The sequence below is a fragment of the Pseudoalteromonas sp. SG41-5 genome, assembly GCF_014164495.1.
In the GTDB taxonomy this organism is placed as follows: Bacteria; Pseudomonadota; Gammaproteobacteria; order Enterobacterales; family Alteromonadaceae; genus Pseudoalteromonas; species Pseudoalteromonas rhizosphaerae.
Window position 1 is genome coordinate 18,407 of the sequence record NZ_JACJFH010000041.1, and the last position, 23,530, is coordinate 41,936.

17 protein-coding genes are annotated in these 23,530 nt (G+C 40.9%); 9 read left to right on the forward strand and 8 right to left on the reverse strand.

Annotated features, from left to right (window positions below):
- Positions 1 to 59: 59 nt before the first annotated feature.
- The 3 genes from H5232_RS12330 to H5232_RS12340 all read left to right on the forward strand — a co-directional run bounded on the left by H5232_RS12330 (position 60) and on the right by H5232_RS12340 (position 4,233).
- A complete protein-coding gene (locus H5232_RS12330; protein WP_182830941.1) occupies positions 60 to 2,939 on the forward strand; it encodes an insulinase family protein in 2,880 nt (959 codons plus the stop codon).
- A gap of 148 nt (positions 2,940 to 3,087) precedes the next feature.
- On the forward strand, positions 3,088 to 3,678 hold the full coding sequence (locus H5232_RS12335; protein ID WP_182760764.1) for a DUF1287 domain-containing protein: 591 nt from the start codon (positions 3,088 to 3,090) through the stop codon (positions 3,676 to 3,678).
- 150 nt (positions 3,679 to 3,828) lie between these two features.
- Positions 3,829 to 4,233, forward strand: coding sequence for a DUF1801 domain-containing protein (locus H5232_RS12340; protein ID WP_182760763.1), 405 nt, complete (start codon positions 3,829 to 3,831; stop codon positions 4,231 to 4,233).
- 80 nt (positions 4,234 to 4,313) lie between these two features.
- Here the strand turns inward: H5232_RS12340 and H5232_RS12345 are convergent, their stop codons facing one another.
- Positions 4,314 to 6,494 carry an OsmC domain/YcaO domain-containing protein gene (locus tag H5232_RS12345; RefSeq protein ID WP_182830942.1) on the reverse strand — a complete coding sequence of 727 codons (2,181 nt, stop codon included), beginning with the start codon at positions 6,492 to 6,494 and terminating at the stop codon, positions 4,314 to 4,316.
- 383 nt (positions 6,495 to 6,877) lie between these two features.
- Here H5232_RS12345 and H5232_RS12350 point away from each other — a divergent pair, with 383 nt between their 5' ends.
- Both H5232_RS12350 and H5232_RS12355 read left to right on the forward strand, forming a co-directional pair.
- Positions 6,878 to 7,312 (forward strand): antitoxin Xre/MbcA/ParS toxin-binding domain-containing protein, encoded by a 435-nt coding sequence (locus H5232_RS12350; RefSeq protein WP_182739517.1) that lies wholly within the window; start codon positions 6,878 to 6,880, stop codon positions 7,310 to 7,312.
- Entirely contained in the window at positions 7,312 to 7,785 is a 474-nt protein-coding gene (locus H5232_RS12355) for an RES family NAD+ phosphorylase (RefSeq protein ID WP_182739518.1), read from the forward strand. The genes H5232_RS12350 and H5232_RS12355 overlap by 1 nt, the downstream gene beginning before the upstream one ends.
- Before the next feature lie 127 nt (positions 7,786 to 7,912).
- Here H5232_RS12355 and H5232_RS12360 read toward each other — a convergent pair whose 3' ends face one another.
- Together H5232_RS12360 and H5232_RS12365 are read right to left on the reverse strand one after the other, a co-directional pair.
- Complete coding sequence (locus tag H5232_RS12360) at positions 7,913 to 9,295, reverse strand: Na+/H+ antiporter NhaC family protein (protein ID WP_145234337.1); 1,383 nt, start codon at positions 9,293 to 9,295, stop codon at positions 7,913 to 7,915.
- Between the two features lie 306 nt (positions 9,296 to 9,601).
- Entirely contained in the window at positions 9,602 to 10,504 is a 903-nt protein-coding gene (locus tag H5232_RS12365) for an AraC family transcriptional regulator (protein WP_182830943.1), read from the reverse strand.
- A 189-nt stretch (positions 10,505 to 10,693) separates the two neighbouring features.
- Here H5232_RS12365 and H5232_RS12370 point away from each other — a divergent pair, with 189 nt between their 5' ends.
- Together H5232_RS12370 and H5232_RS12375 are read left to right on the forward strand one after the other, a co-directional pair.
- Complete coding sequence (locus H5232_RS12370; protein ID WP_182830944.1) at positions 10,694 to 12,214, forward strand: aldehyde dehydrogenase family protein; 1,521 nt, start codon at positions 10,694 to 10,696, stop codon at positions 12,212 to 12,214.
- A gap of 764 nt (positions 12,215 to 12,978) precedes the next feature.
- Entirely contained in the window at positions 12,979 to 13,176 is a 198-nt protein-coding gene (locus H5232_RS12375; protein WP_145234329.1) for a CPXCG motif-containing cysteine-rich protein, read from the forward strand.
- 147 nt (positions 13,177 to 13,323) lie between these two features.
- Here the strand turns inward: H5232_RS12375 and katG are convergent, their stop codons facing one another.
- Together katG and H5232_RS12385 are read right to left on the reverse strand one after the other, a co-directional pair.
- Positions 13,324 to 15,591: a catalase/peroxidase HPI gene (gene katG / locus H5232_RS12380; RefSeq protein ID WP_182760760.1), complete on the reverse strand. Its 2,268-nt coding sequence runs from the start codon at positions 15,589 to 15,591 to the stop codon at positions 13,324 to 13,326.
- Positions 15,592 to 15,906: 315 nt separating this feature from the next.
- The gene (locus H5232_RS12385) at positions 15,907 to 17,247 is read right to left on the reverse strand and encodes an L-cystine transporter (protein ID WP_182830945.1); all 1,341 of its coding nucleotides are present in this window, start codon (positions 17,245 to 17,247) and stop codon (positions 15,907 to 15,909) included.
- Between the two features lie 324 nt (positions 17,248 to 17,571).
- Here H5232_RS12385 and H5232_RS12390 point away from each other — a divergent pair, with 324 nt between their 5' ends.
- Positions 17,572 to 18,102, forward strand: a complete 531-nt coding sequence (locus H5232_RS12390; RefSeq protein ID WP_182830946.1) for a hypothetical protein — start codon at positions 17,572 to 17,574, stop codon at positions 18,100 to 18,102.
- Between the two features lie 82 nt (positions 18,103 to 18,184).
- On the opposite strand, the gene H5232_RS12395 is transcribed toward H5232_RS12390, so the two are convergent.
- The gene (locus H5232_RS12395; RefSeq protein WP_182717565.1) at positions 18,185 to 19,327 is read right to left on the reverse strand and encodes an alkene reductase; all 1,143 of its coding nucleotides are present in this window, start codon (positions 19,325 to 19,327) and stop codon (positions 18,185 to 18,187) included.
- 110 nt (positions 19,328 to 19,437) lie between these two features.
- On the opposite strand from H5232_RS12395, the gene H5232_RS12400 reads away from it, so the two are divergent.
- Positions 19,438 to 20,322: a LysR family transcriptional regulator gene (locus H5232_RS12400; protein ID WP_182717564.1), complete on the forward strand. Its 885-nt coding sequence runs from the start codon at positions 19,438 to 19,440 to the stop codon at positions 20,320 to 20,322.
- Between the two features lie 3 nt (positions 20,323 to 20,325).
- On the opposite strand, the gene H5232_RS12405 is transcribed toward H5232_RS12400, so the two are convergent.
- Together H5232_RS12405 and H5232_RS12410 are read right to left on the reverse strand one after the other, a co-directional pair.
- On the reverse strand, positions 20,326 to 21,594 hold the full coding sequence (locus H5232_RS12405; RefSeq protein WP_182717563.1) for a mechanosensitive ion channel family protein: 1,269 nt from the start codon (positions 21,592 to 21,594) through the stop codon (positions 20,326 to 20,328).
- A gap of 119 nt (positions 21,595 to 21,713) precedes the next feature.
- Positions 21,714 to 23,530, reverse strand: a 1,817-nt coding sequence (locus H5232_RS12410; RefSeq protein ID WP_182830947.1) for an AMP-binding protein, incomplete at its 5' end; no start/stop codon positions are given.

The following is a 23,530-nucleotide window of genomic DNA, read 5'->3' on the forward strand; positions in this document are numbered from 1 at the left end:
AGCTTTTTGAATTTTACCGATCATTCAAACAACAAATAAGTATGGATCACATTCTCAATATGAAAAAAATAATTACTTTAAGCGCTATTGCTTTAGCAGTATTAAGTGGCTGCGGGACTACCACCACAGCGGTACAGCAGCAAACGTCATTACTTTCAGATACGCTGGTAATAAGTCCCAACGATACTCGTCAATATAAAACCCTTAAACTTGCGAATGAGATTGAAGTAATTTTAGTGTCGGATCCAACTGCTGAAAAATCAGCAGCTTCATTGAGTGTGGGTGTTGGTTTATTACATGATCCAATCAGCCAGCAGGGAATGGCGCATTATTTAGAGCACATGCTATTTTTAGGCACAGATCGTTACCCAGATACCAAGGGTTACTCTGCTTTTATGACTAAAAACGGCGGCGCCCACAATGCTTATACATGGTTAGATATTACTAATTACATGTTTGAAGTAAATAACGATGCTTACGATGAAGCATTGGATCGTTTTGCTGACTTTTTTAAATCCCCTAAGCTTTACCCAGAATACACCGATAAAGAAAAAAACGCAGTAAACGCCGAATGGTCAATGCGTCGCGAGATGGATTTTTTTGGTCAGTTTAAGCTTGCCCGACAAATGATGGGCGATCATCCAGCTAATCGTTTTTTAATCGGTAATCTTGAAACATTAGGTGATAAAGACGGTAGCTCTTTACATAAAGAAACCGTTGATTTTTATAATAAATACTACTCTTCTAACATTATGAAAGTAGCAATGATTTCAAATCTACCACTTGCGGAAATGGAAGCGAAAGCACAAAAATACTTCGCTGATATTGAAGATAAAAAGATCGACAAACCAACTGTTACCACAAAGCTAGATTTTGATAACGTAGGTGGAAAACGCGTTCACTACGCGCCAAATGAAGACGTAAAAGAGTTACAACTTGATTTTACTATTACCGATAACAGCAATGAGTTTGCCGTTAAACCTAACCGTTTTGTAGCATACTTATTAAGCAATGAAATGCAAGGTAGCCCGGCGCAAATTTTGCGTGATAAAGGCTGGGTTTCACAACTTTCAGCCGGGGCAGCGCCAACCCAATATGGTAATTACGGTGCGCTGACGGTTAATGTGCAATTAACAGACGAAGGCATGAAAAACCGTGAAACGATCGTTGCAACAATAATGCAATATATTGATTTGATCAAAAAAGAAGGTGTAGATAGTAAATACTTTAATGAAATTCGCACTTCACTTAATAATGAATTTCAATTTTTAGAAAAAGGCGATGAATTTGGCTATGTCAGTAATTTAACTGGTAGCATGCAAGATTATCCACTAAACCACGTTATTAATGCGCCTTTCTATTATGCTAAGTTTGATGCAGCTGCGATCAACAACGTACTTGCGCAACTCAATGCTGATACTCTGCGTATTTGGTATACCTCACAGCAAGAAGAAACCGATTCACAATTGCATTTTTACGATGGTAAATACCGCATTGAAGATATCAGTGATGCTGAAATTGCCAGCTGGAGTAAGCCTAGTCAGTTTGCCTTAGCATTACCTACGGTAAATCGTTTATTACCTGAGAGTTTTGCGATTAAAACAGCACAATTTGCAGAGCAAAAACACCCTAAGCTGGTATATGATAAAAATGGCGTAAAAGTATGGCGTCAAGCGAGTCAAAACTTTGCCGAGCAACCGAAAGGTTTGGTCGAAGTTTACTTAAATACCCCAGATGCTCTGACGGATATCAAAGCTAAAGTACTTTATTCAGTATGGTCTGACTTATTTAACTTACAACAAAGCAAGCTAAGTACCGAAGCTGCCGTGGCAGGTATGAGTGTTGGCCTTGAAGCAAGTAACGGACTTGTCCTTTCAATGAGTGGTTTTACCGATAAACAAAATGTTTTACTCGCGCAAGCACTGACAAATATTGATGTGCAAGTAACTGAGCAAGGTTTTGCTCAAGCGCTTGATCGTTACCAACGTGATTTATTAAACGCCCAAAAACAATTCCCTTATTATCAAGCATTTGGTGAGTACTCTAAATTAATACGAACAGGCAGCTTTGACACCGATGCACTGATCAATACGGCAAAAGCATTAACCATTGCAGATTTTGAGCAGCTTAAACAGCATACCTTTGCTAATAACGAAATGCGGGTGTTCACTTATGGTAACTATAACCAATCAGATGTTGAAGCGATAGCTAAAGAGTTAACGGCAGTTTTACCAGCGGCGCATAAAAGCACTGAATTTGCGCGCAGTAAAGCGTGGTTACCGCAACCAGGCGAAACGATTGTATTGCAAAAAGATATTGATGTGGCTGATGTAGCTATCATTGATATGACTGTACACCCGATTGCAGGCTATAAGCAAAAAGCGCAAGCGCAAGTCTTACAAGGTCACTTTAGCACCGTCGCGTTTGACAAGTTACGTACTGAAGAGCAATTAGCGTATGCGGTTGGTGGTTTAGCAAGGCCGATTGAAGATTACTCAGCGATTGGCTTGTTTATTCAAACCCCGGTAAAAGATGTAAAAACCATGCAAGCGCGTTTTGAAGAGTTCAAAATGCAATATGCAGTAGAGCTTGATAACATGAGCGAAGAAACGTTTGCTCAACTTAAAAACGCCGTATTAGTGTCGCTTAAACAGCAGCCTAAAAATCTTAGCGATGAAATGGGCCCACTTATTGGCGATTGGTATCGTGAAAACTTTGATTTTGATTCAAAGGATAAGTTAATCGCTGAAGTTGAAAAAGTCACGCTTGCAGATATTAAAGACTACTACCAGCAAACTATGTTAAACCCACAAGCTGCGCGTTTAAACGTACAGCTTCGTGGTAGCAAATTTGCCGACAAACCGTTTGCAGATTTACCAAAACAAACATTGGTAACAGACTTACAAGCGCACTTTAATGGCATTAAATTGCAAAAGTAATTTAGCACATTGAAGCGTTGAAAAAGATTAAAGCCCAAGCGATTTGCTTGGGCTTTTTTTTATGAATCATTATCTTTTAAATAATTTACAAAATGTACATACAGTGTAACTATATAAAAAAGGAACAGCTCAAACCGCTAGGATTTTGATGAATAAGATAGTGTCCATATTGCTACTGCTAAGCCCTTTTTATAGCTTAGCCAACTCATTTGCTGATGATTTTGTAAACGCTGCAAATGATAGAACAACACAAAGCGTGCGCTATGACGGCGCTTATCACCGTATTGCCTATCCAAATGGCGATGTACCTGCCAATATTGGCGTATGCACAGATGTGATTATTCGCAGCTACCGAGCATTGGGTATCGATTTACAAAAGTTAGTTCATGAAGATATGCGCGATAATTTTTCAGTCTATCCATCAACAAGAATATGGGGGCTTACTAAACCCGATAGTAATATAGATCATCGTCGCGTGCCTAATTTACAGGCTTTTTTTAAACGCCACGGTACAGTACTGCCCATAACTAATAATGCTCAGACCTATAAAGCAGGCGATATTGTCACGTGGATGCTGCCGGGCAATTTGCCGCATATCGGTATCGTGGTAGATACATACACTGCAGATAACAAAACCCCATTGATAGTGCATAACATAGGCGCAGGGCCGCAGCGTGAAGACGTGCTGTTTCGCTATAAAATTACAGGGCATTATCGGTATGAGCCAGCCGTTAATTGATCGCGGGTATCTGGAAACATTCAGAAAAGCCAGCATAGTTAGCTAAAAAGTCGAAGTGGCAGGGCAAAATTTACTCAGCACAGATAAACAAAGTAAAAATACTTGAGTTAACGAAATAGCCTAATTTTACGACTCTTTAAGGAGCGTTAAATGCATCAGAGTGTTAAACAAAAATTTACGACGTACCCTGAAAATATCGCGGTTGTATTACATGAGATCAGAAGTCTGATTTTGCAGGTAGCTGTGCAGGATGGCATCACTGAACTTGAAGAAACACTCAAGTGGGGAGAGCCGAGTTATATTTCAAAAATAGGCTCTACCATTCGTTTTGATCACAAACCAAAATCAGCTGAGCAATTTTGTATTTACTTTAACTGTAAAACTAAACTTATTGAAACCTTCAAAGAGCTTTATGGTGATACGTTTAGCTATGAAGGTAACCGTGCTTTGGTGTTTAAGCTTAATCAAACCGTGCCAGTTAAAGAGCTAGCCCATTGTATATCGTTGGCTTTGCGCTATAAAAAAATAAAGCACCTGCCATTGCTAGGTGCTTAAATTTAAGACGTTATTGTCCGACAGAAAGAGTAACAGCGCGATATAAACTCCCGCCTACGCAAATCTCGCGCTGACAATAGTTATTTGGCTCTTGCAGCGCGAGCCCCATGCAGTTTTTTATAGCTGTCGATCAAACGCTGATGACGATCTAACCCTTCAAGTTGCATATTGGTTGGAGTTAAACCGTAGAACATCACATCACCATTGATAGAGCCGACGACTGCATCCATTACTTCTTGGCCAAACATGCGGGTGAAGCTGTGAATGTAGTCTTCAATTTCTAAGTCATCATTTAGCGCAACTTCTAAAGTCGCGTGCATTGCTTGGTAGAATAACCCGCGTTCAACAGTGTTATCGTTAAACTGTAAGAAGGTTTCAACCAGTTCCATGGTCGCTTCTAAATCGCCTAATGCTAAATAAATTAGCAGCTTAAGCTCAAGAATAGTTAACTGACCCCACACGGTGTTTTCGTCAAACTCAACGCCAATTAAGGTGATGATATCGATGTAATTATCAAGCTGGCTGTCTTCTAAGCGCTCAACTAAGTCGGCAAGTTGGTCTTCATCTAAACTGTGCAGATTTAAAATATCTTCACGGTATTTAAGGGCTTTATTGGTGTTATCCCAAATTAAGTCTTCGACAGGGTAAACTTCTGAATAATCAGGCACTAAAATACGGCATGCGATGCCAAGGTCTGAAAATTCAGCAATATAAGCTTCTTTACCTAAGGCTTTTAAAATACCAAATAAGCTAGCTGTTTCTTCTTCGTTAGTACCTGAAAAATCCCATTCCACAAAGTCATAATCGTGTTTAGCACTGAAAAAGCGCCATGAGATCTTACCGGTTGAATCAATAAAGTGTTCAACAAAGTTTTCAGGTTCAGATACTGCCATGCTGTTGAATGTTGGTTTAGGTACGTCGTTTAAACCTTCAAAGCTGCGACCTTGTAATAGCTCTGTTAAGCTACGTTCAAGGGCGACTTCAAAACTTGGGTGTGCACCAAATGAAGCAAATACGCCACCGGTTTTCGGGTTCATTAACGTTACGCACATGACAGGGAATTGCCCGCCTAGAGATGCGTCTTTTACAACAACCGGAAAGCCTTGCTCTTCTAAGCCTTTAATACCAGCAACAATACCTGGATATTTAGCAAGTACTTCTTCCGGTACATCAGGCAGTACAATTTCTTGTTCGATAATTTGGCGTTTAACCGCGCGCTCAAAAATCTCAGATAAACATTGTACTTTGGCTTCTGCAAAGTTATTACCGGCACTCATACCGTTACTTAAAAATAAGTTTTCAATTAAGTTTGATGGAAAGTATACGGTTTCGCCGTCAGATTGACGCACATACGGGATAGAGCAAATACCGCGCTCAATATTACCTGAGTTTGTGTCGATAAGGTGCGAGCCGCACAGTTCATCTTCAGGGTTGTAAATGCTCAAGGTATAGTCGTCTAAAATACCTTCTGGTAGTGAGTCATCATCAGTGAGCTGAAACCATTTTTCGTTCGGGTAATGAACAAATTCGCTGTTGGCAATTTCTTCACCAAGGAACTGGTCATTGTAAAAAAAGTTACAGTTTAAACGTTCAATAAACTCGCCAAGGGCTGAACATAATGCGCTTTCTTTGCTGGCGCCTTTACCATTGGTAAAACACATCGGTGATGCAGCATCACGAATATGCAATGACCAGACGTTTGGTACAATATTACGCCATGATGAAATTTCAATCTTCATGCCTAAGTCAGCCAAAATCGCAGTCATATCAGCAATGGTTTGCTCAAGCGGTAAATCTTTACCTAAAATAAAGGTGTTTTCGCTGCCTGCTGATTTTGCCATTAACATGGCTTGCGCGTCGTTATCTAAGCTCTCTACGGCATCAATTTTAAATTCAGGTATGGTTTGAATAACACGCTTTACGGTACAACGATCAATAGAGCGTAAAATGCCGGTGCGGTCTTTTTCAGAAATACTTTCAGGGAGTTCAACCTGGATTTGGAAGATTTGGTTATAACGATCTTCAGGATCAACAATGTTGTTTTGCGCAACACGAATACCGTCAGTCGAGATATCACGGGCATTACAATACACTTTAATAAAGTACGCAGCACATAAAGCCGAAGATGCTAAAAAGTAGTCAAATGGACTTGGCGCAGAGCCATCGCCTTTGTAACGGATTGGTTGATCCGCAATGACTGAGAAATCGTCAAACTTAGCTTCTAATCTAAGATTATCGAGAAAATTAACTTTAATTTCCATTGAGTTGGTCCACCTTCATGCGCACTAATAAGTAAGGCTTGCAGGTGTTTGCGCCAGACTTAGTCAGTGTATTTTCATTTAGCTGCAATTATCCGCTTTTTAGGGGAGCAGATACAAGTAATAGTCGTGGTTAATTGGAAAAGAGTAATGCTCGCGAGGGTAAAGTTAGCAAGGTTAAAGGCCAAAGTTGTTAGTGTGTTTGAATTTACTCAAGAGAGTACTTTACATTAGACTGATACAGAATTAGACAAATTGCATGGTGCGCATGAGATGCAAGAACCCCAGCGGCCATCTCGTTCAGCTATCAGCGAATAGCGCTATGTCACCTTGCTAGTTTTGACACTTGGTATTATAATTAACGACAATTGTCGCTGGAGGTGTCTATGGAAACTTTAAAGTTTGATTTTATAAAAGTAGTGAGTGGTGGGTTAATCACTAATAACTCTAATGCACTAGAAGAAATTACTGTTGCTACTACAGGCTTGAAAGCTTCGTCCATTTTCCTTCTTAGTAAATCGCTTGGATGGGAACAAAAACTAATAGCTAAGACTATTGGTACTACTACGCGGACATTGGAGCGACATGTAAAAGAGCGCAAACGTTTAGGTATTAACTTAAGTCAAAATGCATTGGAAGTTGCACGTTTGTCGTCTATAGGTATTTCATACTTTGGTGATGTAAAACGTTGGAATGAGTGGTTGAACACCGCTCATACGCAGTTCGATGGCAATGCGCCAAAAGAATTTTTGCATACCATTCGCGGCCGTGAGTTAATTAAGCGAATTATTTATGGGCTAGAGTATGGATTCACTGCTTGATGATTTGTTATAGAATTGCCCCAACTGAACATAACAATTCAAATAACGCGCTATCAGGCCTAGGTGGGCTTTATGCAGAAGGTAGATGGCACATGGCTGGTAAACCTGTTGTTTACACAGCAAGTAGCCGTTCACTTGCAATGCTTGAGAGGTTAGTGAACGACTCTACGGATATACTTAACAAGCAGCTATCAGTCACATCTATATTGATACCTGATAAACTGAAAATTAAACGCTTGGTTGTATCTGATCTACCAAGTGACTGGGATGATCACCCTTATATATTAAAAACCCAAATAGTGGGTAGCGACTGGTTAACGAGTATGGGAGAAGCTGTACTGCAAGTTCCTTCATCTGTTTGTTCAGATGAGTATAATTTTATAATAAATCCCGCACATACTGATGCGCATGAAATAAAATGCGTTGAATGCCAACCATTTAGTTACCCTAAAAGATTGGCTTTAAAGCTTTAGTAAGCGGCTGATTCGACCGCTTACTATCTGGTACAGTGTTACTTGCTCAATTAGAGTGGCTGTCTAGTTAAATGATGGGTTTGTTTTTAACCTTTAACCTTGCAACTTTCCTCTTAAACCTATCGGCCTAAGCTATCACTAGAAACCCGACAAATGCACAGGCTGCTGCGATGAGTGTATAGGGCAATTGAGTAATTGCGTGACTCATTAAGTTACAGCCTGAACCTTGTGCTGCAAGGACAGTTGAATCTGAGTAAAAACATGCTTGGCTACCAAATGATGAGGCAGATAACAGCGCACCAATCACCAGCGGTATATTTGCATCAACCGCGACTGCCAGAGGCATCACAATAGGAATTGTTACCGCAAAAATACCCCAGCTTGAGCCTGTAGCAAACGCCAAAATTGCCATTGCTAAAAACACCACTGCAGGTAAATAGCCTGCGGTCATGAATGGGCTTAAGGAATCAATTACAAACTGTGGTAATAGTAGTTGGTCGCACACATCTTTAAAAATAAATGCGGCGATCACAGTTCCTATTGCTGGCAACATGCTTTTAAAACCATCGAGCATTTTTTCAATCATTTCGGCAAATGGCATTAGCTTTTGCAGCATATAAAATGGCAGCGTCACGGCGAATGTCGCTAATAACCCTTTGTACACGTCGATGTCAAAATACACAGTGAACGCAACGAGCAATAAAATAGGTAGTAAAAAGTTGTACAGTTTGCCGTGGCTGTCTGCGCTTTCAAAGCTTTCTTCAACGGCTTTTACTGCGTATTCATCGGCAGTTTGCACTTCGTTGTACTGTGCAGGATCTACTTGCGGTTGTTCTTGCATCGCCTGTAATTGGGCTTTTTTCATCGGCCCAAATAAAGGGATAACACCAAGTACCACTAATGGCACAAGTAACACGGCAAACCATGCATACAGCATATAGGGTATTGCTTGAATATACACAGCAATACCTTGGCCTTCGACGGCTATGTTGTTATCAACCAACAAGCCGCCAAAAAACACCGCCCAGGTAGACAGCGGCACTAATACACAGATTGGCGCTGCGGTAGAGTCGACCACGTAGGCAAGCATTTCACGGCTGATTTTAAATTTATCAGTAATGCGTTTCATGGTTTCACCCACGGTAAGCGCATTGAGGTAGTCATCAATAAAAATAACGATACCAAGCAAAAAGGTCATGAGTAAAGATGAGCGTGGGCCTTTACAAAAACGCAGCGCAAAACTACCAAATGCTGCTGCACCACCGGTACGCACTAGTAATGCGATTAACGCACCAAAGCCACCACACACTAGAATAAGCCAGCCGATTGTTTCATCTACCATTACTTTTAACGATGCCGCAGCAAAGTTGCTAAGCATTTCAACAGGATTTAGCATAGCAAGGCCAACAAGGGCACCGATCAGCAAAGATAAAATAGGACGACGTAGCACGATCGCCAAAACCACCACTACAACTGGCGGCACAAGACTTAACGCAGAAGGTTCGAGCATTTAAGTATTCACAAAATAAAAAGCATTTGAGTAATTGGCTCAAACTGCTTAACAAAAACAAAGAATGTTAGCCCAACGGCTGATATTCCAAGTCACTGCTTTTGCACGCAGAAGTCACTGTTAGGTTTCGCGGTGGGTTTAGCACAATTGCGACACAGTAAAATGCGTTGGCTTGGCGCCAGACGGTGCAGGGGATGCATGCCGCTATTGTTATGCCGATAAAAACATCAGCGGGAAAATAATCTGCAATTGCGTTCGAGTCAATAAAAACTTTTAATTTAGTTAAAAATTCTTAATAGATGAATATTAATGCTTGCATTGTTTAGGTGAAACACCAAATTTTTGCTTAAACAAACGGCTAAAGTGACTGGGGTTGGTAAAGCCAAGATCGTAGCAAACTTGACTTATTTGTTGTCCTGATTGTAGAAGTTGGCGAGATCTCTTTAATCTTAGCTGTTGTTGCCACATGGCCGGAGTTTGCCCAAAGGCGAGTTTGAATTGCTGGTAAAATTTACTACGGCTCATGCAGGCTATTTTACATAAAGTATCGATATCTAAAGTTTGATTAAGATGTTCTTTAATAAAATGTAGGGCATCGGTTAATGGGCATGCAATAGTTTGTTGGCAATTGGCGAGCATTAAATCGCGGCTTTGTTGTTGTAATAATCGAGTGATTAACTCATTTACTGATAGATCAATTAAATAATGACGATCTTGCTCGTTTTCGCTAAATAACCCAATCATCCGTTCAAGTAATTGTTGGGTTTGTTGATTGTGTTGGGTATGCACCAGCTTTGGAATGTAATGAAAAAAATCATCGCTGCTTATTTGCTGCTGCATATTTAGCGCGTCAGCTACTTGGCTGATTTTATCGCGGCTAATTTCGATAGCCAAACAGGTGGTAGGTTGCTTCATTGATGCTTCTGGGAAGTCGATTAAAACCCCTTGTTCGGGTGCTAATACAAATGATTGCTGGGGTAAAAATTCTTCATGGTAGTTACTGTCAGCAACGTGCATCACTTTTTTACCGCTGATCATGCCGCAAAACAGCAGTTCGCTGGAATGCAGTGCTACTTTTTGTGCGTCTTGGTAGGTGTCGTAAATGCTCAGCTCGGCGTTGTCTGAGGCAAAAGTAATTTTATTTTCGATCAGTACATCAACCGCTTGGCGCTTTTTAGTCAGTTTTTCAGTCAATAACGTGGTATTCATTTTATTTCCTTTAAACACGACCAACAGAGTTTGGACGCACAGACATGTTTTTTGGACAGCTAATCAAGTTTTTATGCTTCTTATAAGCTAATGTCAACAGGTGACGGATAAATAAACAACAATCTCCCGTCAAACTTAGTCAATTTGATTAAATTTAAAAAGCAACATTTTGAATAAAGGACACACACAATGATCTATGCAAATCCTGGCAGCGACGGCGCACTTATTAACTTTAAATCCCAGTATAGTAATTACATTGGCGGACAGTGGGTCGAGCCTGTAAATGGTCAGTACTTTGATAATATTAGTCCCGTTAACGGTAAAGTATTTTGTAAAGTACCACGCTCTGATAAAGCGGATATTGAACTTGCCCTTGATAAAGCCCACGCTGCAAAAGCTGCTTGGGCTACAACTTCAGTAACGGCTCGTAGCAATATATTATTAAAAATAGCTGATCGGATAGAGCAAAACCTTGAGCTTCTTGCAGTTGCCGAAACGTGGGATAACGGTAAAGCCATTCGCGAAACATTGGCGGCAGATATCCCACTGGCGGCAGATCATTTTCGTTATTTTGCCGGTTGTATTCGCGCCCAAGAGGGCAGTATTGGCGAGATAGACGAAACCACAGTCGCGTATCATTTTCATGAGCCACTGGGCGTTGTTGGACAAATCATTCCGTGGAACTTCCCAATTCTAATGGCCGCATGGAAACTTGCACCAGCGCTTGCCGCAGGCAACTGTGTGATACTCAAACCGGCTGAACAAACACCAGTATCTATTTTAGTGTTGATGGAAGTCATTGGTGATTTATTGCCTGCAGGCGTGCTTAATGTAGTAAATGGCTACGGTAAAGAAGCGGGCGAAGCGCTGGCAACCAGCACGCGTATAGCTAAAATTGCTTTTACCGGCTCAACCCCTGTTGGTTCACACATTTTAAAATGTGCCGCTGATAACATTATTCCATCAACGGTTGAGCTCGGTGGTAAATCACCGAATATTTTCTTTAACGATGTAATGGAAAAAGACGATTCCTTCCTAAGTAAAGCCATTGAAGGCGCAGTACTTGCGTACTTTAACCAAGGTGAAGTGTGTACTTGCCCATCGCGACTATTTATTCAAGAAGATATTTACGAGCAGTTTATTGAGCGTATTTTAGAGCGCACATTAAAAATTAAACGCGGTAACCCGCTTGATAGTGAAACCATGGTAGGCGCACAAGCGTCTAAAGCACAGTTTGATAAGATTCTCAGCTATATTGAAATTGGCAAAAAAGAAGGCGCACAAGTACTTTCTGGCGGCAATGTAGAGCAACTAACAGATGAGCTAAATGGCGGTTATTACATTCAGCCAACGCTGTTAAAAGGCACTAACGATATGCGGGTATTCCAAGAAGAAATTTTTGGCCCGGTGATTTCAATGTCGACCTTTAAAGACGAAGCCGAAGCACTCGAACTGGCTAATAGCTCTGAATTTGGTCTAGGCGCAGGGGTATGGAGCCGCAACATGAACCGTGCTTATCACTTTGGCCGCAAAATAGAAGCAGGCCGTGTATGGACCAACTGTTACCATATGTATCCTGCACACGCTGCGTTTGGTGGTTATAAAAAATCAGGCATCGGCCGCGAAACCCACAAGCTTGCGCTTGACCATTACCAACAAACTAAAAATTTATTAGTAAGCTACAGCGAAGATCCGCTCGGCTTCTTTTAAATAAAGCGGTTAAGCTTAAACAAATAATTTTTATGAGTAATGAAAGCGCTGTATTGTTGCAGCGCTTTTTTACTTTTCTAAAGCACTGCGCTTTATATCCTCAAACACCTGTAATAACTTCCAAAATGCCAATTAAAACAACACCAAGTCCTCTTTTTATATTTTTCGTGAAATAGAAGTAACCGATTGAATCAAAATAGGAATTCGACTGTGGTTAGTACATCAATAAAAAATAAATTAAAAACGAATTATTCTTCAGGCTCGTTAGATTTTTATAGAGGCTGGAGTGCAATCTAAGCTGCTAAAAATTAAATCCCAATTCCTTGAAGTCATTTAGATATTTTGAGCTCTTATATGCGCAAAAATATTGAGTTTGCAAAAAGCGAGGCGGAGCAAAAGGATCCCTTTGTGATGTCGTATTTTATGAAAAAGATGATGAATTTGAATATATTTATGCAAATATCTTTTAATGTCCTAAATTTTGTGAGGCTAGATATGCACTATCTTAGGCAAAGATATTTATGCCTGTTGCTTTTTCGTTTTACCCAACACCCTTAAATTTAATGAGTTTAATATAGCAATAAATAAAGTTGTTTGTTAAAACACTTTGAGTGTAAGTATGTTATCGGCAGTACTATGAGTGAGTATAGTATGCTGATTGCTCCTGCAAAGAAATTCAACAAAGAGCCTGCACAAAGAAATGCAGCTTGATACTATATGTCTAATGATAATGGGTATAGCAAGTAATATGTGAGGTTATAGCAATGAATCAATTAACTGAAAAAACGATAGCATGTCCTTATTGTGGTGAGAATATTGACGTGCTGCTCGATCCGGCAGATGTTGATCAACAATATATTGAGGACTGCCAAGTCTGTTGTAAGCCTATTAATTTTTTAGTTTTTGAAAATATAGATGAAGAGCTTTCAGTGACGGTTTTTAGTGATGACGAAGCTTATTGACTATCTTTATAGGCACTTACACTCAGCAAGGTTTGGGCAGTATGTTTAGCTGCAAAGCAATGCAGTAATATATAAAAGAGTATGATTAACCAACATAAAAAGCGCTGCAATTAATTGCAGCGCTATGGTTGCATTACTTAATGGTTATTAACGGTCTAAGTTCATTACTTTAGTCCATGCCGCAACAAAGTCTTCTACAAACTTTTGCTTTGATGTATCAAAGGCATATACTTCTGCAACTGCACGCAGCTCTGAATTTGAACCAAAGATAAGGTCAACTGAAGTGGCTGTGTACTTTTGCTCACCTGATTGACGATCAAAGCCTTGATAAATCCCCGCATCTGATGACTTTTTCCAAACCGTAGACATATCCAATAAATTAACAAAGAAATCGTTATTTAGAGTGCCTGGCTTGTCAGTAAATACGCCGTAGTCAGTGCCTTTATAGTTCGCATCAAGCGAACGTAATCCGCCTACTAATACCGTCATTTCAGGCACTGTTAGATCAAGTTGATCTGCTTTATCTATTAGCATTTCAGTTGGCGATTTGTAGCTTTGTTCAGCATCAAAGTAGTTTCTAAAGCCATCGGCAGGCAGCTCTAATAAACTAAATGCATTAACGTCAGTTTGAGCTTGCGTAGCATCGCCACGGCCAGCATTAAACGGTACGTCTACTGTGTAGCCTGCATCTTTCGCTGCTTTTTCAATCGCTGCATTACCAGCTAACACAATCAGGTCGGCCAGTGACACTTGGCTTTTGCTAAAGAAACTATCATTAAAGTCGGTTTGAATCGCTTTTAAGGTTTTGATTACTTTTGCTGTTTCAGCTGGATTATTCACAGCCCAGTCTTTTTGTGGTGCAAGTGCAAGGCGTGCACCATTGGCACCACCGCGCATATCGGAATGACGGTAGCTTGCTGCAGATGCCCATGCAACACGTACTAGCTCTGATACGCTAAGACCTGAATCTAAAATACTGGCTTTAAGCTCTTTTACTGCGCCAGCATCAATGTTTGATTGAGTCTCTGCTGAAATAGGATCTTGCCAAATTAAGTCTCCTTTAGGAACTTCTTTACCTAAGAAGTTACGTGGTGGCCCCATATCTCGGTGAGTCAATTTGTACCATGCTTTAGCAAATGCCAGTTGATACTCTTTAGGGTCGTTTAAAAAGCGTTCAGCAATTTTGCGGTATTCAGGATCGAATTTAAGTGCTAAATCTGCAGTCGTCATGACTGGTGAATTAAACTTACCTTTCACATGAGCATCAGGTACGGTTTTGTGCATAGATTCGTCGGTTGGGATCCATTGGATCGCACCCGCTGGGCTGCGAGTTTGTTTCCACTCAAAGTTAAGTAGATTGCTAAGGTACAGTGATGACCAGCGAGTAGGAGCTTGTGTCCATGCGCCTTCTAAACCACTTGATACGGTATCTTCAGAGTGGCCTTTACCACATTTGTTTTTCCAGCCTAACCCTTGTTCTTCAATGCCTGCTGCTGCGGGCTCTGCACCCACACAATCTTTCGGTTTGTGCGCACCATGCATTTTACCAAAGGTGTGGCCACCTGCGATAAGTGCAAGAGTTTCCTCGTCGTTCATGGCCATGCGAGAAAACGCCACACGAATATTTTTAGCTGAACCGATTGGATCAGGAACCCCTTTAGGGCCTTCAGGATTTACGTAAATTAAACCCATGTGAGTTGCACCCAATGGGCGTTCTAATTTGCCGCTGGCATCTTCACGGTCGCTGGCAAGCATTTCTACTTCAGGGCCCCAGTAAACCATGTCTGGTTCCCAGTCATCAGTCCGGCCGCCGGCAAAACCATAGGTTTCAAACCCCATGTTTTCTAGAGCAACGTTACCGGCTAATACGATTAAATCTGACCATGAAAGTGCTTCTCCGTATTTTTGTTTAATAGGCCAAAGTAGACGACGGGCTTTATCTAGGCTTACGTTGTCTGGCCAGCTGTTGAGAGGTTCAAAACGTTGTTGACCGCCACCAGCACCACCGCGGCCATCAAGCGTACGGTAAGTACCTGCGCTGTGCCATGTCATACGGATAAAAAATGGCCCATAGTTACCAAAATCCGCCGGCCACCAATCTTGAGATTGTGTTAGTAGGGCATCAATATCACTTTTTACTGTGTCTAAATCTAGGCTATTAAATGCCTTGGCATAATTAAAGTCGGCACCGTAAGGGTTTGAGCGTTCATCATGATCACGCAGAGGTGAAAGGTTAAGTTGATCTGGCCACCAAAACTGGTTTGTTCTGGTTGCGCCCATTTTAGCTTCACCCATGCCAACAGCACCTTGTGGCTTTGACATTTGTGGTTTTTCTTGGCTAACAGCGGTGCCAGATATAAGTGCCATACTTATAAATCCAACAAGCGCTTTTTTATTGAATGAACGGTTTTTCATTGTCAGCTTCCTTAAAGTTAACGAATTTCGTTATACAAAGCGTATTACTACTTTAAACAGAGATCTCAATCGTTTTAAAAATTATTGAGTTGTAAATTTGTTTGCTCAAGTGAGGCTTAATCAAGCCTGAATAACAAAGCAATGAAAAGAATATAGCAACGGGCTGAAATGTGTGTGCGAAATAAAGCGATTACTACAATCTATAAATATGATTGATTTTGTTTTAGTGATTAGATAAATGGATTGTTTTTACTTAAGGCGGAGGGAGTAATACAGATAAAAAAGCCCAGCCAAAGCTGGGCGACTACAAAAAATCTAGTGCACTTTAATTAATTTACTCGTTATAACACCTGAGGTCATTGACCCTGATACGTTTAATGCGGTGCGTGCCATGTCTATTAATGGCTCAATTGAGATCAGTAACGCGACTATCTCAACCGGTAATCCCATGGTCGGTAATACAACCAATGCAGCAAACGTTGCGCCACCACCTACTCCGGCAATACCAAAAGAGCTTATAACAACAATGCCAATTAACGGTAAAATAAATTCGAATGTCAGCGGATCAATTCCTACGCTGGGTGCTACCATCATTGCCAGCATGGCTGGGTAAATACCGGCACAGCCATTTTGGCCAATAGTGGCGCCAAAAGAAGCCGATAAGTTAGCTATAGCAGGCGGCACTTTTAGCTGGTTAATTTGTACATCCACATTCATAGGAATAGAGGCTGCTGAACTACGCGAGCTAAATGCAAAGGTCAGTACTGGCCAAATTTTTTCAAAGTAACTCTTAGGGTTCACACCAACTAGGCTAAGTAATAAACCATGAGCAATAAACATTAATAATATAGCGACATAGGAAGCCACAATAAACGCCAGTAAATTAACAATATCATTGCTACTTGAGTTTGCCACAACGCTTGCCATTAACCCTGCGACGCCATAAGGCGTTAGCGCTATCACCATTCTTACTAAGTTCATTACTATGGCTTGTAAGGCGTTAACACCGTTGCGAATTGGATCTGCTAGTTCGCTACGTTCAAGCATCACCTTGCGTGCGGCAATCCCTACAAGGACACCAAAAATAACGACGGCAATTATAGAGGTTGAGCGTTGGTTACTTAAATCAGCAAATGGATTTTCTGGAATAAAGCTCAATAGCATTTGTGGCACACTTAAATCAGCTACATTGGCTGCTTTACCCTCTAGCGTGCTCATTTTTGCTGCCTCACGGGTTCCCGAAACTAAGCCTTCAATACTTAAATTAAAGCCATAGGTTACGGCAATACCAATTAAGGCTGCAATTGCCGTAGTAAAGAGTAAAACAGCAATACTAATGAACGATATTTTGCCCAAAGAGCCTTGGTTTTCTAGTTTCACCACGGCGGCAATCATAAACACCAATACCAATGGCATGATGATCATTTTTAATAGCCCAACATAGCCTTTACCAACAACACTTACCCAACTTAAAACGTCATTAATAAACTCTGGGGAGTGGGAAAATAAAAATTGTAAGGCTAAACCAAAAGCACTACCAACAACTAAGCCAAATAAAACAGTGCGAGATAAGGTTTTACTTTTTTGCGAAAAAAGATAAATCGCAAACAGCAAACCGACAAATAATGCCAGCATTAATAAAACAGCAAGCGACATAGCATCCTCTTTAAAGCTGTGAATAAGCGCGGCACTTTAGCGTTTTGTATCGGGTAACGAAAATACACTTTTGATATGCTATAGAACAAATTGATATGTGCTAATAATGTTTGAGTATAAAAAATACTATTGTACACAAATATAACCGTTGAGCTTCTATTTAAAGGTGCTAATAATCAATGGTAAATTAAGCAATGATAAAAAACAGTATGAATGGACTTCTTTGGTTGTTATTTAGATCTTAATAGCGTGTTTATTCGTATCAAAAATTTGTATTCAAAAGAATTTTTCCTAATCGTTTATTAATTAATAGTGAGAACAGAGATGTTGCGATCAGTTGTTGGTTTAATGTTTTTTATTTTTTTAAGTGGGTGTTCGAGTCAATACCCAAATCAGAACTTAGTCGGTAAACAGTTTCCAACTATCAGTGGTGAAAGCTTGGAGCAACAGCAATTTACTATCCCTACAGACTTTAACAACGCACAGACATTACTGTTAATTGGGTATAAACAAGATAGTCAATTTGATATTGATCGCTGGCTTATTGGCTTGGATATGAGTGGCATAAACGTCACCGCTTATGAGTTACCCACAATTCAAGGCATGGTGCCGCGTATGTTTAGTACTTTTATTGATAGCGGTATGAGAAAAGGCATTCCTAAAGAACTGTGGGGCGGGGTGATCACTATTTATAAAGACGGTGATGCAGTACAAGCGTTCACTGGTAATGAAAATCCGAATAATAGCCGCATCGTATTAATTGATGGTAGCGGTAAGATTATTTACTTTTATGATCGGGGTTTTTCGGTTTCTGCATTAAATGAACTAAAAATGGTGATAGATAAAAAGCAGTAATACCCTGTAATGACCCAAACATAGGCTGCATGTTTGGGTCATTTATTTTTAACTTAAGCTGCCTCTTACTCCGTTATTTTTATCAATCATTTTTATAGCAAGGATAGTCACTGTAACCTTGCTCAGTGCCGCCATACATAGTGGCTGCATCGGCTTCATTTAATGGCCATTGATTTTTTATGCGCGCTGGTAAATCAGGGTTTGCAATAAAAGGGCGACCAAAAGCAAATAAATCACCGTAGCCTTTAGCTAACATCGCCACCGCTTTTTCAACAGTGTACTTACCAGCGTAAATAATACGCCCAGAAAATTCAGCTCTAGCTGCTTGATAAAATAGCTCTGGTAAATCAGGAGCATTGTCCCAATCAGCTTCTGCAATTGAAAGGTAAGCAATACCGGCTTGTTCAAGTACTTTAATCGCTTCAATGTAGGTATGATGTGGGTCTGATTCTACTAACCCTAAATAAACACGGGTTTCATCAGTACTGCTAAATAAGGGCGCAAATCTAACCCCTAAGCGCTCAGGGCCTACTACGTCACTTACTGCCGCGACAATTTCTTTTAAAAAGCGCAGGCGATTAGTAAGAGATCCGCCGTATTCATCATCTCGTTTATTGGTGTGCTCAGAAATAAACTGATTTACTAAATACCCATTAGCACAATGCAGTTCTACACCATCAAACCCCGCTTCTAGCGCATTACGGGCAGCTTGTGCATACATGCCAACAAGCTCTTTTACTTCATCGGTTGTCAAAGCTTGTGGTTCACTTGGATCGGCTAAAGCGCCTTGAGCCGGTCCTGTTTCAATAAAGACTTTAACGCTATCAGCTGTTAGAGCTGAGGGAGCAATAGGTTTGGCTTCATTAGGCTGTAAGCTGGTATGTGAAACGCGGCCAACGTGCCAAAGCTGGGCAAAAATAATTCCACCTTCTGCATGTACTGCATCAGTTACTTTTTTCCAACCAGCTATTTGTTGATTAGAATGAATGCCCGGTGTCCAGGCATACCCTTGTCCTCTTGGTTCAATTTGAGTGCCTTCGGTAACCATAAAACCAGCACTAGCACGCTGTGCATAATATGTGGCCATCACCTCGTTGGGGATATTGCCAGGAACCGTGCTACGTGAACGTGTAAGTGGCGGCATTACAATACGGTTTTTAAGTGTGTATGGGCCTAAATTGATTGATGAAAATAGACTGTCGATATTTTTACTTGGTTGACTCATTTTAATACCTTTTAAATTAATAATGCTGTTTAGTGCCAATTACAATGCTGGTGAGCATAGGGATTAAAAGGTACAATTTGAAACAATGCTTTTTTGTTTAAGATACAATTATGAATGGTATATCTCGGCTTGATATAAAACAATTACGAATATTGAGTGCATTACTTAAACTAAAAAATGTGTCGGATGTGGCCCGCAAAATGGGCTTAACCCAGCAGGCTATTAGTGAGCAGCTGCGAAAATTGCGTGACTTATTTGACGATCGGCTTTTTATTCGACAAGGCAATACAATGGTTGCAACACCTAAGGCAATTGCACTAGAGAAGCCCGTTAATCAAATATTAACTCAGGTAGAAGCGTTATTAATACCTAAACAATTTATCCCAAGTAGCTACAAGGGCGTATTTACAATAAGTGCGACTGATTACGCTATAGCAGCTCTTTTGCCACAATTATTAGAAATAACAAGACGCGAAGCGCCAGGATTAAAGCTGATTATTCGTGACTTTGCCTCTGATAATGTTAATCAATTAATAAGTGCAGGAGAGCTGGATTTATTAATTAGTTTTCCTGAATTTATCCCTGCAAACTTAATCTATGACACATTATTTGAAGAACAACATATTTGTATTGCGGGGAAAAACACAGTGTTTTCTTCATCGACGTTGAGCCTTGCTGAAGTGGCGGCACACCCTCAATTAGTGGTTTCAGCGTCACGTGCTAACTTAAGAGGCTCTCACGACCAATGGTTTGCTGATAAGGGCTATGCGCGCAATATAGTTATGTCAGTGCCTGGCTTTTCATTTGTACCCGATTTGCTTTGCAGTACTGACTTAATTGCTTTTTACCCATCGCGTTTACTGCCAAACGCCAAAGTGAAACAGCTTGAAGTTGAATTATTACCACCGCCATTTAAGGTGATTGCAGCGTGGCATCCACGTTCAAATAACAGCGATATTCACCAGTGGTTAATAGCGCAATTAAAACGGATTTAGTGATTATTTAATTAGTTGACGAATATCGTTCCCTGTTGGTGCCTCATGGGCACGTAACGAAAAGGCGGGTAATATCGCTAATATATGGTCAAATATATCTGACTGAATACTTTCATACTCACCCCAATTAGTTGTATTGGTAAATGCATAAATCTCAATGGGTAAGCCATTTTTAGTTGGCTCTAGCTGCCTTACCATCAGTGTCATTCCCTGATGAATATGTGGGTGATGTTTTAATAGCGCGACTAAATAATGACGAAATGTGCCAACATTAGTGAGCCGACGACCATTTAACGTACAGCTCATATCTACTTTTTTTGTGGTATTTTGCTCGTTGATAACCGGTAGGGTAATTTCGAGGTAGTGACTTAATAAATCTGCTTTTTTCAGCGCGGTGATCTCTTGCTCATCTAAAAAGCGCACACTGCTCATTTCTATATGGATACTCCGTTTTATGCGTCTGCCACCGGATTCTGACATACCGCGCCAGTTTTTAAATGAGTCAGAAATTAGCGCATAGGTTGGGATAGTGGTAATGGTTTTATCCCAATTTCTTACTTTAACTGTGGTCAAGGCTATATCAATCACATCGCCATCTGCGCCGTATTTGGGCATTTCTAACCAATCACCAACCGCAAGCATATTGTTTGCTGAAAGCTGAATACCGGCCACCAGCCCTAAAATAGCGTCTTTAAACACCAGGAGCAGTACAGCCGATAGCGCACCTAAACCACTGAGTAATATTAACGGGGATTTATTCATTAATAATGAAATCGCTAAAATACCGGTTAATACGCTGGCGATCAGTTTAATTGTTTGTAAAAAACCACGTAATGGAAAGTGAGCTGCAATGGGTTGCCTGTCAGATATTGCTTGAAAAATATTGAGCAAAGAGAACAGCGAGAGCAGTGCAAATAAAATGATCCACTGATCAGTAAACATCTCAATGATATGTAAAAAAGCCGTTCCTTCGGGAACCCAGAGCCTTGCTTGTATAACAACCACAGCACCTTGTAAAACAAAGGAAATATTACGTGTTAATTTAAGCGCTAAGTCGGCAGGCGTGTGGGTATCGGTTTGAACAACTTTATCACTAAAGCGGCCTTTAAGTAGTCGTTTTGAAACTGACCTTAAGATGAGGTGCAATATGAGCGCAAATAAGCCAACCCAGCACAGTACTAATATGTTGTACCATAAATGCGCACTCCCAGGAAAATAAAGACTAAACCATTGCAGTAAAAATTCTCGCAGCTGCGATCGTATTTCAGTCATTTATATTCCCAAGAGATTTATTTGCGTGAGTTTCATCTATTTAATGAAATCTAGTTAAGCAGATGGGGCGAGAAAAGTCTATTTAAGCCGCGCTTAAATAGACGTTTTAAAAATAATATTTATATTTTACTTTCAGCAAGTTGCAGAGTTAATTCCTCAAAAATACTCGGATCGTCAATGGTTGATGGAATTTGCAGTTCTTCACCATCAATAAGTTGACGTAAGTTTTTGCGTAAAATTTTACCCGAGCGTGTTTTTGGTAAGCGCTCTACACACATAATATTTTTAAGACACGCAATAGCGCCGATTTGATTACGCACGGTTTGCACCAATTGCTGCTCTACTTCTTTATGCGAGCCACGAAAATCATTTTTTAACACTACCATGGCCATGGGGTTTTGACCCTTGAGCGCATCATTAATACCAAATACGGCACACTCAGCAACTGCTGGGTGAGCGGCTACAATTTCTTCCATTTCACCAGTTGATAAACGATGCCCCGCGACATTAATTACATCATCGGTGCGGCCCATAATAAATAGGTAGCCATCATCATCAATATAACCGCCGTCGCCAGAAAGATAATAGCCTTCATATTCAGTTAAATAACCGGCTTTAAAGCGTTCGGTATTTTGCCAAATAGTGGGTAAACATCCTGGTGGTAAAGGCAGTTTAATAACGACTGCACCTTGTTTATTGGGGGCGCATTGGTCACCATTCATATCTAAAATACGTACGTCAAACCCAGGAGTAGCAACCGTTGAACTGCCTGCTTTTGTAGGCAGGTGCTCAATGCCGACAGGGTTACAGGCTATCGCCCAGCCAGTTTCGGTTTGCCACCAATGATCAAGTACAGGTAGGCCTGTTTTTTCTTTGAGCCAATCGTAGGTGGGGGGATCTAAGCGCTCGCCTGCTAAAAACAAGCGTTTCAGACTTGAAGTATCGTATTGTTTAAACCCATCGGCATTGGGGTCTTCTTTTTTTATCGCTCTAAAGGCCGTTGGTGCGCTAAATAAAGCCGTTACTTTATACTGTTCAACCACACGCCAAAATGCACTGGCATCCGGGGTTCTTATTGGTTTACCTTCAAATAAAATAGTGGCGCAGCGGTACATAAGCGGGGCATACACTATGTACGAATGGCCTACAACCCAACCAATATCCGAAGCGGCCCAAAACACGTCACCGGGTTTCATTCCGTATACGGTTTCCATGCTGTAATGCATGGCCACGGCATGGCCGCCATTTTCACGAACAACCCCCTTGGGAGTACCCGTTGTGCCTGACGTGTATAAAATATAAAGCGGGTGATCGCCATTTACCGGAACGGGATCAACGCCAGTAGCTGTTTGCATTGCAACAGCCCAGTCAATATCACGCTCAGGCATAAGTGGTGCAGTTACTTGCTCTCGCTGATAAATAATACAATGTTCTACTTTATACGAGGCTGATTCGAGGGCGTTATCAAGTAACTCTTTGTATTCAATTACGGTATTCACTTCTACACCGCAAGAGGCACTGAGTACTAACTTAGGCTTGGCGTCATCAATTCTTACGGCAAGCTCATGTGCTGCAAACCCGCCAAAAACGACCGAATGAATAGCGCCGATGCGAGCGCAGGCTAACATACCAATTACGGCCTCGGGGATCATGGGCATATAAATAACCACGCGGTCGCCTTTTGTTACGCCTAAAGACTGCATTAACCCTGCGAATTTAGCGACTTCTTGTTGCAGTTCAAAGTAGCTGTAGCTGCGCGCGGTATTGGTTACGGGTGAGTCATAAATTAACGCTGTTTCATCGCCATGGCCGGCAATAACATGCTGATCTACCGCTAAAAAGCAGCTATTAAGTTGGCCGTCGGCATACCAGTGATATAAACCGTTTTCATCTTGTGTGTAAGCTGTTTCGGGAGCCTGGTACCAAGGGAGGCGTT

What these genes read in the sequence shown, in the direction of transcription:
- H5232_RS12390 (WP_182830946.1), top strand. Translation starts at nt 17,572, where the DNA reads ATGTTGCGATCAGTTGTTGGTTTAATGTTTTTTATTTTTTTAAGTGGG.
- H5232_RS12345 (WP_182830942.1), bottom strand. Translation starts at nt 6,494, where the DNA reads ATGGAAATTAAAGTTAATTTTCTCGATAATCTTAGATTAGAAGCTAAG.
- H5232_RS12350 (WP_182739517.1), top strand. Translation starts at nt 6,878, where the DNA reads ATGGAAACTTTAAAGTTTGATTTTATAAAAGTAGTGAGTGGTGGGTTA.
- H5232_RS12400 (WP_182717564.1), top strand. Translation starts at nt 19,438, where the DNA reads ATGAATGGTATATCTCGGCTTGATATAAAACAATTACGAATATTGAGT.
- H5232_RS12365 (WP_182830943.1), bottom strand. Translation starts at nt 10,504, where the DNA reads ATGAATACCACGTTATTGACTGAAAAACTGACTAAAAAGCGCCAAGCG.
- H5232_RS12405 (WP_182717563.1), bottom strand. Translation starts at nt 21,594, where the DNA reads ATGACTGAAATACGATCGCAGCTGCGAGAATTTTTACTGCAATGGTTT.
- H5232_RS12395 (WP_182717565.1), bottom strand. Translation starts at nt 19,327, where the DNA reads ATGAGTCAACCAAGTAAAAATATCGACAGTCTATTTTCATCAATCAAT.
- katG (WP_182760760.1), bottom strand. Translation starts at nt 15,591, where the DNA reads ATGAAAAACCGTTCATTCAATAAAAAAGCGCTTGTTGGATTTATAAGT.
- H5232_RS12330 (WP_182830941.1), top strand. Translation starts at nt 60, where the DNA reads ATGAAAAAAATAATTACTTTAAGCGCTATTGCTTTAGCAGTATTAAGT.
- H5232_RS12370 (WP_182830944.1), top strand. Translation starts at nt 10,694, where the DNA reads ATGATCTATGCAAATCCTGGCAGCGACGGCGCACTTATTAACTTTAAA.
- H5232_RS12335 (WP_182760764.1), top strand. Translation starts at nt 3,088, where the DNA reads ATGAATAAGATAGTGTCCATATTGCTACTGCTAAGCCCTTTTTATAGC.
- H5232_RS12385 (WP_182830945.1), bottom strand. Translation starts at nt 17,247, where the DNA reads ATGTCGCTTGCTGTTTTATTAATGCTGGCATTATTTGTCGGTTTGCTG.
- H5232_RS12340 (WP_182760763.1), top strand. Translation starts at nt 3,829, where the DNA reads ATGCATCAGAGTGTTAAACAAAAATTTACGACGTACCCTGAAAATATC.
- H5232_RS12375 (WP_145234329.1), top strand. Translation starts at nt 12,979, where the DNA reads ATGAATCAATTAACTGAAAAAACGATAGCATGTCCTTATTGTGGTGAG.
- H5232_RS12360 (WP_145234337.1), bottom strand. Translation starts at nt 9,295, where the DNA reads ATGCTCGAACCTTCTGCGTTAAGTCTTGTGCCGCCAGTTGTAGTGGTG.
- H5232_RS12355 (WP_182739518.1), top strand. Translation starts at nt 7,312, where the DNA reads ATGATTTGTTATAGAATTGCCCCAACTGAACATAACAATTCAAATAAC.